The sequence below is a fragment of the Christiangramia sp. LLG6405-1 genome (assembly GCF_045055805.1).
Classification (GTDB): Bacteria; Bacteroidota; Bacteroidia; order Flavobacteriales; family Flavobacteriaceae; genus Christiangramia.
On sequence record NZ_CP159330.1, the window covers coordinates 2,505,774 to 2,519,771 of the forward strand.

The 13,998-nt window shown below is 38.1% G+C and carries 17 protein-coding genes; 13 read left to right on the forward strand and 4 right to left on the reverse strand.

Annotation, left to right across the window (positions count from 1 at the left end; genetic code table 11):
• Positions 1–55: 55 nt before the first annotated feature.
• Genes ABVM50_RS11480 through ABVM50_RS11495 form a run of 4 tightly spaced genes read right to left on the reverse strand, consistent with a single transcriptional unit; the run spans position 56 to position 3,194 of the window.
• Positions 56–925 (reverse strand): nucleoside phosphorylase, encoded by an 870-nt coding sequence (locus ABVM50_RS11480; RefSeq protein ID WP_405198698.1) that lies wholly within the window; start codon positions 923–925, stop codon positions 56–58.
• Between the two features lies 1 nt (position 926).
• Positions 927–1,856 carry a DUF1835 domain-containing protein gene (locus ABVM50_RS11485; RefSeq protein ID WP_405198699.1) on the reverse strand — a complete coding sequence of 310 codons (930 nt, stop codon included), beginning with the start codon at positions 1,854–1,856 and terminating at the stop codon, positions 927–929.
• A 27-nt stretch (positions 1,857–1,883) separates the two neighbouring features.
• Positions 1,884–2,240, reverse strand: coding sequence for a translation initiation factor (locus ABVM50_RS11490; RefSeq protein WP_405198701.1), 357 nt, complete (start codon positions 2,238–2,240; stop codon positions 1,884–1,886).
• 3 nt (positions 2,241–2,243) lie between these two features.
• Complete coding sequence (locus tag ABVM50_RS11495; RefSeq protein ID WP_405200706.1) at positions 2,244–3,194, reverse strand: isopenicillin N synthase family dioxygenase; 951 nt, start codon at positions 3,192–3,194, stop codon at positions 2,244–2,246.
• A gap of 125 nt (positions 3,195–3,319) precedes the next feature.
• Here ABVM50_RS11495 and ABVM50_RS11500 point away from each other — a divergent pair, with 125 nt between their 5' ends.
• The 13 genes from ABVM50_RS11500 (at position 3,320) to ABVM50_RS11560 (ending at position 13,977) form a co-directional block, all read left to right on the forward strand.
• Entirely contained in the window at positions 3,320–5,326 is a 2,007-nt protein-coding gene (locus tag ABVM50_RS11500; protein WP_405198702.1) for a thiamine pyrophosphate-dependent enzyme, read from the forward strand.
• A gap of 130 nt (positions 5,327–5,456) precedes the next feature.
• Positions 5,457–5,618: a DUF1328 domain-containing protein gene (locus ABVM50_RS11505; RefSeq protein WP_026916217.1), complete on the forward strand. Its 162-nt coding sequence runs from the start codon at positions 5,457–5,459 to the stop codon at positions 5,616–5,618.
• Positions 5,619–5,699: 81 nt separating this feature from the next.
• Entirely contained in the window at positions 5,700–6,182 is a 483-nt protein-coding gene (locus ABVM50_RS11510; protein ID WP_405198703.1) for a lipocalin, read from the forward strand.
• 14 nt (positions 6,183–6,196) lie between these two features.
• Complete coding sequence (locus tag ABVM50_RS11515) at positions 6,197–6,901, forward strand: OmpA family protein (RefSeq protein ID WP_141877732.1); 705 nt, start codon at positions 6,197–6,199, stop codon at positions 6,899–6,901.
• A 76-nt stretch (positions 6,902–6,977) separates the two neighbouring features.
• The gene (locus ABVM50_RS11520) at positions 6,978–8,102 is read left to right on the forward strand and encodes an NAD(P)/FAD-dependent oxidoreductase (protein WP_405198704.1); all 1,125 of its coding nucleotides are present in this window, start codon (positions 6,978–6,980) and stop codon (positions 8,100–8,102) included.
• Complete coding sequence (locus tag ABVM50_RS11525; RefSeq protein WP_405198705.1) at positions 8,095–8,802, forward strand: methyltransferase domain-containing protein; 708 nt, start codon at positions 8,095–8,097, stop codon at positions 8,800–8,802. Before ABVM50_RS11520 ends, ABVM50_RS11525 begins: the two co-directional genes overlap by 8 nt.
• 4 nt (positions 8,803–8,806) lie before the next feature.
• Complete coding sequence (locus tag ABVM50_RS11530) at positions 8,807–9,859, forward strand: type III polyketide synthase (protein ID WP_405198706.1); 1,053 nt, start codon at positions 8,807–8,809, stop codon at positions 9,857–9,859.
• Positions 9,853–10,647 carry an enoyl-ACP reductase gene (locus tag ABVM50_RS11535; RefSeq protein ID WP_405198707.1) on the forward strand — a complete coding sequence of 265 codons (795 nt, stop codon included), beginning with the start codon at positions 9,853–9,855 and terminating at the stop codon, positions 10,645–10,647. Before ABVM50_RS11530 ends, ABVM50_RS11535 begins: the two co-directional genes overlap by 7 nt.
• Before the next feature lie 11 nt (positions 10,648–10,658).
• The gene (locus ABVM50_RS11540; RefSeq protein ID WP_405198708.1) at positions 10,659–11,105 is read left to right on the forward strand and encodes a 3-hydroxyacyl-ACP dehydratase FabZ family protein; all 447 of its coding nucleotides are present in this window, start codon (positions 10,659–10,661) and stop codon (positions 11,103–11,105) included.
• Positions 11,102–12,376, forward strand: coding sequence for a beta-ketoacyl-[acyl-carrier-protein] synthase family protein (locus tag ABVM50_RS11545; RefSeq protein WP_405198709.1), 1,275 nt, complete (start codon positions 11,102–11,104; stop codon positions 12,374–12,376). The genes ABVM50_RS11540 and ABVM50_RS11545 overlap by 4 nt, the downstream gene beginning before the upstream one ends.
• A 3-nt stretch (positions 12,377–12,379) precedes the next feature.
• On the forward strand, positions 12,380–12,631 hold the full coding sequence (locus ABVM50_RS11550) for an acyl carrier protein (RefSeq protein ID WP_405198710.1): 252 nt from the start codon (positions 12,380–12,382) through the stop codon (positions 12,629–12,631).
• Positions 12,628–13,179, forward strand: a complete 552-nt coding sequence (locus ABVM50_RS11555; RefSeq protein WP_405198711.1) for a 4'-phosphopantetheinyl transferase superfamily protein — start codon at positions 12,628–12,630, stop codon at positions 13,177–13,179. The genes ABVM50_RS11550 and ABVM50_RS11555 overlap by 4 nt, the downstream gene beginning before the upstream one ends.
• Positions 13,180–13,260: 81 nt before the next feature.
• Positions 13,261–13,977: a hypothetical protein gene (locus ABVM50_RS11560; RefSeq protein ID WP_405198712.1), complete on the forward strand. Its 717-nt coding sequence runs from the start codon at positions 13,261–13,263 to the stop codon at positions 13,975–13,977.
• Positions 13,978–13,998 lie beyond the last annotated feature (21 nt).

A 13,998-nucleotide genomic window follows, 5' to 3' on the forward strand; every position in this document is an offset into this window, starting at 1 on the left:
CCAAAAATACAAAGTAAGCCATGCAGAGCTTTTAATATATTGTTAAATAAGCTACTTAACCAACGATCCTTTCAAGACAGTATTTAATGAGATTGTCCACAAGTTTTCCAGGATCTGCTGAAAATTCTCCGGTAGCTCTGTTCGCTAATACGGCATTCATAGAGACTGCATGATGTCCCAGTAGTTTAGACATCCCGTAGATCCCTGAAGTTTCCATTTCAAGATTGGTAATAGACCTTCCATTGTAACTGAAGGCGGCGATATTTTGATTCATATCTGCCTCAGGAATGGAGTTTCGAAGCACTCTTCCCTGCGGACCATAAAAACCAATATTGGTGGCAGTAAAACCTTTGACAGTATCTTTAGATGTGAACTTCTCGATGAGTCTACCACTTCCTTCGACTACATATGGATACGCTTTTTTAGAAGACCAGTTAGTTTGTTTTACAAACTCTTCAGCATAATCAGCCAGTAAAAAACTATCACTTTCATAGAAATGCATAAGACCATCAAACCCCATTGCAAGTTCACTTACCAGAAATGAATCTAATACGATATCTTCTCTAATAGACCCGGTGGTACCAATTCTAATAATGTCCAAAGCTTTAAGATCATTCTTAACTTCTTTCTTCTGCAGATCGATATTTGCCAGCGCATCCAGTTCGGTTAAAGCGATATCAATATTGTCGGTTCCCATTCCTGTAGACATTACAGTAATTCTTTTTCCATCCAGAAGACCAGTATGGGTACAGAATTCCCGTTTCATTCTAGTGATCTCGATTTTATCAAAATAAGCACTAATTCTTTCTACTCTTGCCGGGTCACCAACGGTGATCACTGTATCTGCGATTTCATGTGGTAGTAAACCAAGATGGTATATGGAACCGTCCTCGTTAAGGATCAATTCTGAAGCTTTTAAACTCATTCTATAGTTTTAATAATCTGTTCAATTCAGGATCGTAAAGGAAATCGAATTTTCGAACTCCGCCATAAACCTGTTCATTTGAAAGTTCACGATAGAAGTTCTTTTTTCCATTTAATACCTGAAAACCTTTTTCAGTAAGTTGTATTCTATTTTCGTTTTCAGAAAAGAACAGGGAGAGCCTGTCCAGTTTTCTTTGCATCTGGCTATCGCTATACCCATAATAACCCTGATGCTGAAGAGCATATCCCAGTAGATGATTTCTACTGGTAATCTCTCTTGATTCTATAAGTTTTAAAATGTTTCTCTCAAGCGAGTTGATCCCTGTCTTACTATTTGGAAACCTTTCAATATGTGCTCTAATGCAGCTTGACAGATATTCAAAATTGGACTTGGTTTTGATCTGTGCTTTTAATTTCAAAGGATCATCACCACAATAAAGTTCCCAAATTAGCAATGCAACTTCAACATCTTCAGAAGTTAAAGCAATGCTGTTTTCATAATGATTCTTTAGTTCTGAAATTGATAGCTGACATAAGGGTTGGAACTCTTTATCGCCTTTAAGTTTTTTACTACATACAAGATAAACGGGCATATCCATTCTCTTGTTCGCAAGAACCTGAATCGCTGCAAGCATATTAATATGGCAAAAAAGATCATACTCAAACCACAGATAGACCTTATCATAGTCGTCCATAGCTTTCAGTCTTTCAACTTCAGAAATAAAACGTTCTTCATAATTTTCCGCAGAGATATCGTATGCCTTCAACAGGAATTTCTTGCGCATTTTGAAGAACTTGTCATTAAGCTTCCTGTTTGTAGGACCTTCACATAAAAGTTCACGCCATATAATCAATTCACCCGGTAAGTTTAGCTCCTGCATTTGCCCGGCCAAACCATCACCGTTCACTATATGTAAAGTCTTTTCGCTCATATTTGAGATATAAAAAACGTGCTGAAATTAACCTCCAACACGTTTAACCTGATATCCTTGTTTTTGCAGGATCTGCATTATTTTTTCACGATCGTCACCCTGAATAATTATTTCTCCATCCTTGGTACTACCGCCAACGCCACATTTTTTCTTCAGTAATTTTCCTAGTTTTACGAGTTCTTCTTCAGGACCCTGATAATTCTTGATGATAGTCACCGTTTTACCGCCTCTTCCTTTATTACTGAAATGTGCTTCTAATTGCTGATCCTCTGGAGCGAGTTCTTCCTGGGAATCTCCATTGGTATATGATGTTTTATCAAAATCATCATTGGTCGAAAACACGAAACCTCCCAGATCTTCCAGACCTAATTTCTTTTTCGCCATTATCTATTTTTTTAAGAGACCTATCTCCACGAGACGCTGATGCAAAAATTCTCCTGCAGTAATGTCTTCATATTGTTTTGGGTTATCTTCATCGATACATTCTTCAAGACAGTCAAGTCTCATGTCACTACGAGGATGCATAAAGAATGGAATGGAATATCTAGGTTTTCCCCATTGATCTTTTGGCGGATTCGTAACCCGGTGAATAGTAGAACGAAGTTTGTTATTGGTATGTCTTTCCAGCATATCCCCAACGTTAATCACTAGTTCATCTTCCTGCGGAACTGCATCGATCCATTCACCATCCTTCCGAAGAACTTGCAGACCACCCGTAGATGCTCCCATCAAAAGAGTAATTAAATTGATATCTCCGTGAGCTCCAGCTCTAACAGCTCCCTTTGGTTCTTCAGTAATTGGTGGATAATGAATTGGTCTTAAAATACTGTTTCCATTACTTGCCCAATGGTCAAAATAATGCTCTTCCAATCCAATATATATAGCCAGGGCACGAAGCACGTAAATACCAGTTTTTTCCAGCATTCTATATGCTTCCATACCAGTTTCATTAAAATCTGGTAATTCTTCAACCTGCACATTTTCAGGATATTCTTCAGAAAGTTTCGCATCTTCTGAAGGTTCCTGTCCAAAATGCCAGAATTCTTTTAAATCTCCTTCTTTTTTACCCTTCGCATGCTCTTTTCCGAAGGAAATATAACCTCTTTGTCCAGCCAGCCCTTCGATCTCGTAATTCTTCTTAGTTTCAACCGGTAAGTCGAAAAAAGATTTTACTTCTTTGTAAAGATTGTCAACCAGACCATCACTCAAAAAATGATTTTTAAGAGCTACAAAACCTATTTCTTCATAAGCCTTACCAATCTCATTAACGAACTTTTCTTTTCTTTTAGGATCTTCCGAAAGAAAATCGGCGAGATCTACACTGGGAATATTATTCATTGCCATATAGCGATTTTAAAATTTTAGGTAACAAACAAAGTTAAGTAAAATTAAGTAAATCATGGATTTTTAGTCTCCATTCAACTTTATAATTTTACTTACATTTATCGAACAAATTATAATATATGTCTTCTGTAGATACTTCACAAAACAGCATACTATACAATTCCAGCAATCATGATACCGAGACTCTTCAGGATCTATATTATGCCACGCTAAAACCCAGGATGATCGAAGAGAAGATGTTGATCTTGTTGCGTCAGGGTAAAATTAGTAAATGGTTTAGTGGAATAGGGCAGGAGGCGATCTCTGTAGGAGTAACTAAGGCTTTATATAAGCATGAGTATATTTTGCCAATGCATCGAAATCTTGGTGTTTTTACTACCCGGGAAATTCCCTTAAAGCGGCTATTCGCTCAATGGCAGGGTAAAGCTTCTGGTTTTACAAAAGGTAGAGACAGGAGTTTTCATTTTGGAACACAGGAATTTAATATAGTAGGAATGATCTCTCATCTTGGACCACAGCTAGGAGTGGCAGATGGTATTGCACTTGCTAGCAAACTCAAGACAGAAGGGGATGTAACTGCAGTTTTCACTGGTGAAGGTGGTACCAGCGAAGGTGATTTTCATGAAGCTTTGAATATTGCATCTGTTTGGGATCTACCGGTTTTGTTCTGTATCGAAAATAATGGTTACGGACTCTCAACTCCAACTACAGAACAGTATAGATGTAAGGATCTTGCAGATCGCGGTGCTGGCTACGGGATGGAGGCGCATATCATTGATGGTAACAACATTCTCGAAGTTTATGAGAAAATCTCTGAAATAGCTGAAAGTATGCGGAAAGAACCCAGGCCGGTTCTTGTGGAATTTAAGACTTTTAGAATGAGAGGACATGAGGAAGCCAGTGGTACCAAATATGTTCCGCAGGAATTAATGGATGAGTGGCAGGCAAAGGATCCTGTGATCAATTTTGAAAATTACCTTCTGGAACATAGAATTATATCCCAAGACCAGATTTCAGAAATAAAAGAAAAAATATTACAGGAGATCAACGAACATCTCGAAATAGCCAATTCTGAAGCAATTGTTTCCGCAGACCTGAAAACTGAATTGAAGGATGTGTATGCTGATTATGAATTTGAAAATGTTCAGCCTGCATCTACAACTGCAGAATTAAGATTTATAGATGCTATTGCTGCATCTGTTTCAGAATCTATGGAACGTCATCCCAATCTAGTGCTTATGGGTCAGGATATTGCAGATTACGGCGGTGTTTTTAAAATTACCGACGGTTTACTTGCTAAATATGGTAAGGAAAGAATTCGCAATACGCCAATATGTGAGTCGGCAATAGTCGGCACTGCCATGGGCCTATCCATTAAGGGGATGAAAGCTATGGTTGAAATGCAATTCAGTGATTTTGTAAGTTCAGGGTTCAATCCAATCGTGAACTACCTTGCAAAGGTTAATTATCGATGGAATCAGAATGCCGATGTGGTCATAAGAATGCCTTGTGGGGGTAGTGTTGGTTCAGGACCATTTCATAGCCAGACAAATGAGGCCTGGTTTACAAAAACTCCAGGGTTAAAAGTTATATATCCTGCATTTCCGGCAGATGCGAAAGGTTTATTGAATACAGCTTTCAATGATCCTAATCCCGTATTATATTTCGAGCATAAAGCGCTTTATCGAAGTATCAGGCAGGAAGTTCCAGAAGGATATTACACTACTGAATTTGGGAAAGCCTCTTTAATTAGAGAGGGCAGCGATGTTACTATAATCACTTATGGCGCAGGTGTGCATTGGACCATGGAAATTCTGGATGAGTTGGAATTAGATTCTGCAGATCTTCTTGATCTTCGAAGTTTACAACCGCTTGACAAGGAAGAAATTTGTAAATCTGTCACGAAAACAGGGAAGGCGATCGTGCTTACTGAAGATTCACTAACGGGTAGTTTTGCTTCAGAAATTGCTGCCATGATCTCTGAAGATTGTTTTGAGAGTCTTGATGCCCCAGTATATAGAGTGGGTTCTCTGGAAACACCGATCCCTTTCGCAAAAGAGCTGGAAAATCAGTATTTGCCAAAGGAACGCTTTAAATCAAAATTGCAGGAATTATTAAATTATTAGCAAGCTTTTATCATTAAATTGAACTAATTAAGATTAGTTAACACATTCTCTGTTAAATAATTAATAATCTTTTGTTGACGCCTTACTACTACTGTAATTTAGATTCAACTAATCAATAAATCTATACATTATGGTACGTTTAATCGTCATTTTTCTGATTATTGCAATCGTTGCCGCAATCTTCGGTTTTGGAGGAATTGCTGACGGTGCAGCAGATATTGCGAAGATCATTTTTTACATCTTCCTTGTACTACTGGTAATCTCTTTACTAAGTCGTTTATTCAGAAGATAATCGAACAATAACATTTCAAATCCAATGTGCTTCGGAACAATCCTTGTCACATTGGATTTTTACTTTTAAATCAAATCCTACATGAAAAAGATATTTATTTTACTTGCAACAATTGGACTACTTGCTTCCTGTGGAGGAACGAGTAAAGTTGCCAAAGAGGCTAGAAAGAGCTTTGATGGTCAGTGGACACTAACAAGTGTAACCTACCCAAATAATCCTGGTCAGTTTAACGTAACTCTTTTCAACGAAGCTCAGGCTTCCTGTTTCGAGTACAGCAACTGGGACTTTGTTTCCAATAATAACCGTGGAACTTACACAGTTTCGGGTACAGGTTGTGATGGAGAAACGAACCAGTTCATCTGGTCTATAGATGAAGAGAACACCCCTCAGGGTATATATGATTTTCTTCTGAAGCCTACTAACGAGGATTACAAATCTACAACAGGAAATGAAGGATTCAGATTGAACTTACAAAGTTTGACTGATACAAACATGACCTGGTCACAAACCGTTAGTCTTGATGGCTCACCGTTTACAATTAAAATGAATTTTACTAAACTATAATTATACAGAAAGCTATGAAAACAGTAATTAATAGAATGTTCGTAATACTTTTTGCATCCACGCTTTTATTTGGATGTGATGCAGTACAGAACGCAAATAATAAGCAAAAAGGTGCTGTGATAGGTACTGCAGGTGGAGCCGTAATTGGTGGAGTTATAGGAAATAACACCGGAGATGGTAACTCTGCTCTTGGGTCTATCATTGGTGGTGTTGTAGGTGGAGCTGCCGGAGCCATTATTGGTAACAGAATGGATGAGCAAGCTAAGAAGATCGAGAACGAGATTCCTGGAGCTGAAGTTGAAAGAGTTGGTGAAGGAATCAATGTTACTTTTGATGAAAATAGTGGAGTTTATTTTGATACCGAAAAATATACAATTAATGCGAAATCTCAGGAAGCTTTGAATAAACTTGCTGGTATTTTTAAAGAATACCCTCAAACAAATGTACTTGTTGAAGGTCATACCGATAATACAGGTAGTGACAGTTATAACCTTACATTGTCAAAAAACAGAGCACAGGCAGTAACTGGATACCTTGTAGACAACGGAATTGAAAAAGGAAGATTCACTACCAAATGGTATGGTGAAACTCAACCAAAATATGATAATTCTACTGCCGATGGAAGAGCAAAGAACAGAAGAGTAGAACTTGCTATTGTTGCTAATGACGAATTAAAGGAAGAGGCTAAAGAACAGGCCGAGCAGCAGGATGGCAACTAAGAATATATTTTAAATTATTTCTGAAAGATCCCGGTTTTTACCGGGATTTTTTGTGATTAATAAGTACATTCAAAGAATGAATTCAAGGGATGTTATCATACTGGGAGGAGGACTTGCGGGTCTTGTTGCGGGGATATATCTCGTAAATTCTGGTGCTAATGTTTGCCTGATTGAGAAAGACTCGTACCCAAGACATAGGGTCTGTGGAGAATACCTATCTAATGAAGTAAAACCGTATTTGGAATTTCTTGGACTTGATCTTGAGCATATTAGCGCTCCACAACTTTCCAGGATGAAATTTAGCACACAGAAGGGTAATATGCTGGAATGTAAGCTAGGTCTTGGAGGAATAGGTATTAGCAGGTACACTTTAGATCATCTTTTGTATCAGAAATTTTTAGAAGGGGGAGGTAAAATTATCCAGACCACTGCTGAAAATTGTAAATTTCAGGAGGATACTTTTATTGTTCATTGCAAGGATGGTCAGACTCTCGAAGCAAATTTTGTGCTCGGGGCATATGGCAAAAGATCCAATCTTGACAAGAGTCTTAAGCGATCTTTTATAAATAGAAAATCTGCATGGATGGGTGTTAAGGCACATTACGAGAACAAGGACTTTCCTAATGATCTCGTTGCCTTACATAACTTTCAAGGTGGATATTGCGGACTATCAAAAACAGATCTTGGTACTGTGAATGTCTGTTATCTGGCTACTTATGAATCATTCCAGAAATATGGTAATATTAAAACATATGAAAACAAGGTTCTTAGCCGCAATCCGTTTTTAAAAGATTTTTTTCAGAATTCAACAATGGTCTTCGAAAACCCCCTGAGTATCGCACAAATTTCATTTGAAAATAAAGAATTGGTCGAGGATCATATTATTATGATCGGGGACGCTGCAGGTTTAATTCATCCATTATCTGGTAATGGTATGGCGATGGCCATACGTAGCGCTAAGCTGGCTTCGGAAGCATTATTAGAGTTCAAGCTAGATCCTAAGGACCAGGAAAGGATAGAATTAAAATACACTAATTCCTGGAGAAACAATTTTAGAACAAGAATAAATACTGGCAGGATCCTTCAGAAGGTACTAATGCACGAAAAGCTGAGCAATTTCTCTCAAAGTTTTGTACACAAAGTACCCGGATTACTTCCGAAGATCATTAAACTAACCCACGGAAAAGAAATGCATGTCTGAAATAGATACAACAAAAAGATCTCTTGAACCGGAGATCATGGACGATTTTGACTTTAGAGGTGAAGAATTAAGAATCACTCTGGAGGATCTTGAAAAGGTCAATTCCTGGCTGGGAGGTAATCAAATTAGTATAGATGGCCTGAGGCAACTGAATCTTGATAAAGATACAGAAATCTCAATCGTAGACGTGGGTTGTGGTAATGGAGCGATGTTACGAAAAATTGCAGATTGGGGCAGAAAAGAGAAGTTGAAACTAAAACTTACAGGTGTAGATGCGAATGCATATGCCATCGATATAGCACAGGATTTATCCAAAGATTATTTGGAATTAGACTTTGTAACTCAGAATATCTTTAGCTCAGAATTTCGCAGTTCAAAATTTGACGTGTTGATGTGTACGCTTACATTGCATCATTTCAAGGATTCCCAGATTCCGGAAATTTTGCATCAGTTCTACGATCAGACTAATATAGCAGTGATCATCAATGATTTGCAACGTTCAGCATTAGCTTACAGATTATTTAAAATGTTCTGTGCGGTATTTGTGAACAACGAAATTGCCAGAAAAGACGGTCTCATCTCAATTTTAAGAGGCTTTAAGGAACATGATATTAATAAATATATGAATACCATTAAAGTGGATACCTACTCGATTCAATGGAAATGGGCTTTCAGATATCTATGGATTATTAACAAATAAAAGAATGAGTGTACATATAGTAAACGTTGAAAAGCAATTACCGGAATATTTTCGGGAAACGAGGGAGATCATTCCCCTGGTAGAAGATTGGCTTGGTGACCAGGATGACAGATTCCGTAGAAAGATTGTTAAGATATTTGAAGGTGCAGCAGTAGACCGGCGCTATTCGATCATGGATCCTGAGGAAGTCTTTACTGCAACTTCATTCGAGGATAAGAATAATATTTATGTGAGAGAGGTTAAGAAGCTGGGTAGCCAGGTTTTGAAAAAGTCACTGGCTGCTGCAAACTGGGACGCTAAAAGTATCGATTTTATCATAACCGTAAGCTGTACCGGCATCATGATCCCTTCTCTCGATGCTTATTTGATCAATGAATTAAAATTGAAACAGGATATTACTCGTTTGCCAGTTACCGAAATGGGATGTGCGGCAGGTATCTCCGGAATGATATATGCACACAAATTTTTGAAGTCAAACCCCGGAAAACGTGCCGCTGTTATTGCGGTTGAAAGTCCTACAGCCACTTTTCAACTTTCAGATCTAAGTATGGCGAATATGGTTAGTGCCGCAATTTTCGGGGATGGAGCGGCTTGTGTTTTACTTTCTTCTGAAGAAGGTCGGGATAGCCCAAGGATTATTGGAGAAGAAATGTACCATTTCTATGATGCGACACAAATGATGGGCTTTGATCTCAAGAATGAAGGTCTGCAAATGATTCTTGATCCGGCAGTTCCTGAAACTATCTCTCAGCATTTCCCGCAAATAGTTCATCCTTTTCTCAAAAAACATGGGTCTTCTATAGAAAAAGTGGATCATTTAATATTTCATCCCGGTGGAAAAAAAATAGTGCAGACTGTTTCTGAACTTTTTGGTAACTTAGGTAAGAATATTGACGATACTCGCGAAGTATTGAAATTATTCGGAAATATGAGCAGCGCCACGGTACTTTATGTTCTGGAAAGATTTCTGGATAAAGATATTGCTAAGGGCGAACAGGGTTTGATGTTAAGTTTTGGACCTGGTTTTTCTGCTCAACGAATTTTGATAGAATGGTAAAAGACTTCAGAAATACAGATTATTGGGCGGTCATACTTGGAGGTAGTAGTGGTCTTGGGTATACGAGTGCGAAAAAGCTTGCAAACCATGGAATGAATATTATCATAATTCACCGCGACCGAAGATCTGATATTGAAGATATCGAAGACGCCTTTGAAAGTATACGCAAAACCGGTGTGGAATTTCGCAGTTTTAATACAGATGCAATTCAGAAGGAGAACAGGAATGAACTCGTTTCAAATATCAAGAAATCTCTTGGTAAGCATGGCAAGGTAAGAACCCTTTTACATAGCATCGCAAAGGGAAATTTAAAACCTATGCTAGGAAATGAACAAACTCTGAGTAATATTGATTTTCAGTTGACCATAGATGCCATGGCATTGAGCTTGTATGACTGGACTCAGGAACTATATAAAAATGATCTTTTTGCGAAAGATGCACGTGTAATTGCTTTTACCAGTGAAGGAAACAAAAAGGCATGGAAAAATTACGCAGCAGTTTCAGCAGCAAAAGTGACCCTGGAATCCCTAACCAGAGGAATTGCTCTTGAATTTGCTGAAAAAGGTATCCGCGCAAATTGCATTCAGGCTGGTATAACGGTTACAAGATCTTTTCAGATGATTCCAGGCAATCAAACACTAAGGGAACATGCTTTAAAACACAATCCATTTAAAAGATTGACAGTTCCAGATGATGTCGCAAACGTTGTCTATTTACTAAGTAAAGATGAAGCTTCCTGGATCACCGGCAGTATTATCCCAGTTAACGGCGGTGAGCACTTAATGTAAATTCGCAGTCCTTGAAAAGTATAGATATAGTTTCCAAATTACCTTATTCAGCACCTTTTCTATTCGTAGACGAAATCACGTCTATTAGCGAGATTGCTATTGAGGGCAATTTCTTTTTTGATAAATCACATGATTTTTATCGTGGACATTTTAAGAAAAATCCCGTAACTCCGGGAGTGATCCTGGCTGAATGTATGGCACAAATCGGTGTGGTCTCCCTTGGAATCTACTTGTTAAGTAAGGAGGCTACTATTTCTGGAACCCCTAGAATAGCCATGACATCTTCGAATGTAGATTTTATAAAACCCGTTTATCCTGGCGAAAAAGTGTTTGTAAAGTCTGAAAAGAAATACTTTAGGTTTAACAAACTGAAGTGCATGGTGATCATGACAGATGCTGATGAAAACATTTTATGCCGGGGTGAAATTTCAGGAATGATCTTAAAATCTGAATCATGAGTAGAAGAGTTGTGATTACTGGATTGGGTGTTGCCGCGCCAAATGCAATTGGTATTGATCAATTTGACCAGGCTTTGAAGAATGGCACTAGCGGAATTAAATTCTACCAGAATCTGAAAGATCTTAATTTCAGCTGCCAGATAGGAGGGAAGCCACCGGTTACTCAGGAGATGATCAACAAGTATTTCAATCCACTTCAACAGAAAGGTTTAAATAGCAGCGGACTCATTTATGGAGTGATGGCTGGTGTAGATGCGTGGAAAGATGCTCTGCTGCCAATTTCTTCGGAAGAGGCACCCGACTGGAATTCAGGGATCATTTTTGGTACAGGAATTCTGGGAGTCGACAAATTTAGAGAAGCAATCCATCTGATCGATGCCGGGAAAACCAGAAGATTGGGAAGCACTAGTGTGATCCAGACAATGGCCAGCGGTATCAGCGCTTATTTGGGCGGAATGCTTGGTTGCGGTAACCAGGTAACCACAAATTCTTCTGCATGTACCACGGGAAATGAAGCGATTATCATGGGATGCGACCGGATTATTACAGGAAAGGCTGAAAGAATGCTGGTTGGAAGTTGCGGTGATGATGGACCATATGTTTGGGGAGGATTCGACGCGATGAGGATTATTCCGGGTAAGTACAATGATAATCCAGAAGAAGCTTCCAGACCTATGAGCGCAACTGCTTCGGGATTTGTGCCGGGAAGTGGGGCAGGAGCTTTGCTGCTTGAATCACTGGATTCTGCTTTGGAAAGAGGAGCTAATATTTATGCTGAAGTGCTTGGGGGAGCTGTCAATAGTGGCGGTCAGAGAGCTGGTGGTAGTATGACTGCAGCGAATAATGAAGCTGTACAAAGATGTATAAAGGATGCAATAAATTTCGCAGGAATTCAGTCTGAGGATATCGACTATATAAATGGTCATCTCACAGCTACTACCAGAGACGCTACTGAAATCAAGAACTGGACTTTGGCGCTCGGACTTTCAGGAAAAGATTTTCCAAAGATTAATTCCTTGAAAGGAATGACCGGACATTGTTTGAGTGCTTCTGGTTCAATTGAAAGTGTTGCAAGTATACTTCAGATCAAAAATCAATATATATTCGGAAATATTAACTGCGAAGATGTTCATACAGATATAACTAATTTAGTCGATGACTCCTGTATTCCGAAGAAAACAATAGATTTTGATATTAATATCGCAGCTAAAGCCAGTTTTGGTTTTGGAGATGTGAATGCGGTCACTATCTTTAAACGGTATAAAAAATAATAGATGACCAATCAGGATATAATTTCTAAGATTAAAACAATCGTAACTCCATATACTCAGCGAAAAGAAGGTCTTTCAGAATTTAATGAAAGCACCAACTTTTTGAATGACCTGGAGATCAATTCTGCTAATCTTGTGGATGTAGTGCTGGATGTTGAAGATGAATTTGATATTGAAATCGATAATGAATCTATGGAAGGAATGATGACCGTAGGCGATGCCAGGGATATCATTAATAAAAAACTGGCTGATTGATCATTGGAAATGATATTATAGATCTTGAGATCGCGTTGGATAAACCAAGAAGAAATAATGATCGCTTTTTATCCAAAGTTTTTTCAGATAATGAAATCAGCCAAATTCATTCATATTCTAATCCTGAACTGGCAATCTGGAAAATTTGGTCGATGAAGGAAGCGGCTTATAAAGCTCATCAAAGGCTCTTTCAAATTCCAGCCAGGCTTGATCCGGTTAGTTATGAATGTGATCTGGATAAATTGAGTGTTTCTAAGAATCATAACCTTTATATAATTAAATCGGTACACGACGAAAATCACATTTACTCCTGGCTCGAGTTTAAAAATTTAGACCATGTTAAACTTTCATACTCTACGAATTACATGTCCGAATTCTTAAAGGAGTTTTCCATTCGAACTGGTCATGACTTTCAAAATATTGAACTTCGGAAAAACAAGATAGGAATACCAGAAGTGTTTCTGAAGAACACCGGAACCAGCTTGCCAATTTCGATCACGCATCATGGCAGGTTTGCTGCGATTTGCTTTCCGTTAATTAACTGCTAAAAGCAGTTAAACATTTAAAAACTCCATTGTTGTCTCTGCACCTCTTTTGTATCTTCAATCGAGAAATCAAAAATTAAAATTATGAAGCAAGTAGATAAAATGGAGATCGTTCACAGTCAGTCAGCTGAGTTTATTGAACAAGGCGAACAGGGAAAATTTTTGAAAATGATCCCGGATACTTTTCTTATCAAGGGAGATGAAGTGGATGGTAAGTATAATCAGGGTTACGCAATTAGACATTTAAATAGAAGAGATATCCTATTAATTGATGTTGTAGAAGAATCATCAAAAGCTGCCGTAAAGAAATTCGTGGAAGAAGGTTACCAGATCAAAGGTATTTTGATTACCTGTGATGCGATTCTTAAAACAGCTTATGCAGATTTGAAAACTATTTCTGAAGATGCTGGTGGTGCTGCCATTTATGCTCATCCAAGAAATAACATCAAAGACGGTTTTAAAACAAAAGATATTACGAAAAGAGATCCTGTGCTGGATAGTTTCTCTATCAATATTTTCGATCTGCCGGGTGCAAGTGGAGCTTCTGTAGTTGTTTATTCTGAAATTAATGATGGAATGTTGTTTCCAGGCGAAGACGCTGTAGGATCTGATTATTCTTCAGATTTAACTACATTCTCCAGACCTGAAAAAACCAATGCAAATAATGACTTTGGTTTAGCTGAAAGCTGGGCTGCTTTTAATACTGAATTCAGCTTTCTATTTCCACGTAAAGGTAAACCAGGTTTCAATTTAGAAGAAGGAAATCAAATTGATATTCTAAACACTCTTGGAAAGAGCTAGATTAAGAAATATCAATATATA

What these genes read in the sequence shown, in the direction of transcription:
- ABVM50_RS11535 (WP_405198707.1), top strand. Translation starts at nt 9,853, where the DNA reads ATGGTAAAAGACTTCAGAAATACAGATTATTGGGCGGTCATACTTGGA.
- ABVM50_RS11545 (WP_405198709.1), top strand. Translation starts at nt 11,102, where the DNA reads ATGAGTAGAAGAGTTGTGATTACTGGATTGGGTGTTGCCGCGCCAAAT.
- ABVM50_RS11560 (WP_405198712.1), top strand. Translation starts at nt 13,261, where the DNA reads ATGAAGCAAGTAGATAAAATGGAGATCGTTCACAGTCAGTCAGCTGAG.
- ABVM50_RS11525 (WP_405198705.1), top strand. Translation starts at nt 8,095, where the DNA reads ATGTCTGAAATAGATACAACAAAAAGATCTCTTGAACCGGAGATCATG.
- ABVM50_RS11550 (WP_405198710.1), top strand. Translation starts at nt 12,380, where the DNA reads ATGACCAATCAGGATATAATTTCTAAGATTAAAACAATCGTAACTCCA.
- ABVM50_RS11480 (WP_405198698.1), bottom strand. Translation starts at nt 925, where the DNA reads ATGAGTTTAAAAGCTTCAGAATTGATCCTTAACGAGGACGGTTCCATA.
- ABVM50_RS11515 (WP_141877732.1), top strand. Translation starts at nt 6,197, where the DNA reads ATGAAAACAGTAATTAATAGAATGTTCGTAATACTTTTTGCATCCACG.
- ABVM50_RS11490 (WP_405198701.1), bottom strand. Translation starts at nt 2,240, where the DNA reads ATGGCGAAAAAGAAATTAGGTCTGGAAGATCTGGGAGGTTTCGTGTTT.
- ABVM50_RS11500 (WP_405198702.1), top strand. Translation starts at nt 3,320, where the DNA reads ATGTCTTCTGTAGATACTTCACAAAACAGCATACTATACAATTCCAGC.
- ABVM50_RS11510 (WP_405198703.1), top strand. Translation starts at nt 5,700, where the DNA reads ATGAAAAAGATATTTATTTTACTTGCAACAATTGGACTACTTGCTTCC.
- ABVM50_RS11495 (WP_405200706.1), bottom strand. Translation starts at nt 3,194, where the DNA reads ATGAATAATATTCCCAGTGTAGATCTCGCCGATTTTCTTTCGGAAGAT.
- ABVM50_RS11530 (WP_405198706.1), top strand. Translation starts at nt 8,807, where the DNA reads ATGAGTGTACATATAGTAAACGTTGAAAAGCAATTACCGGAATATTTT.
- ABVM50_RS11505 (WP_026916217.1), top strand. Translation starts at nt 5,457, where the DNA reads ATGGTACGTTTAATCGTCATTTTTCTGATTATTGCAATCGTTGCCGCA.
- ABVM50_RS11520 (WP_405198704.1), top strand. Translation starts at nt 6,978, where the DNA reads ATGAATTCAAGGGATGTTATCATACTGGGAGGAGGACTTGCGGGTCTT.
- ABVM50_RS11485 (WP_405198699.1), bottom strand. Translation starts at nt 1,856, where the DNA reads ATGAGCGAAAAGACTTTACATATAGTGAACGGTGATGGTTTGGCCGGG.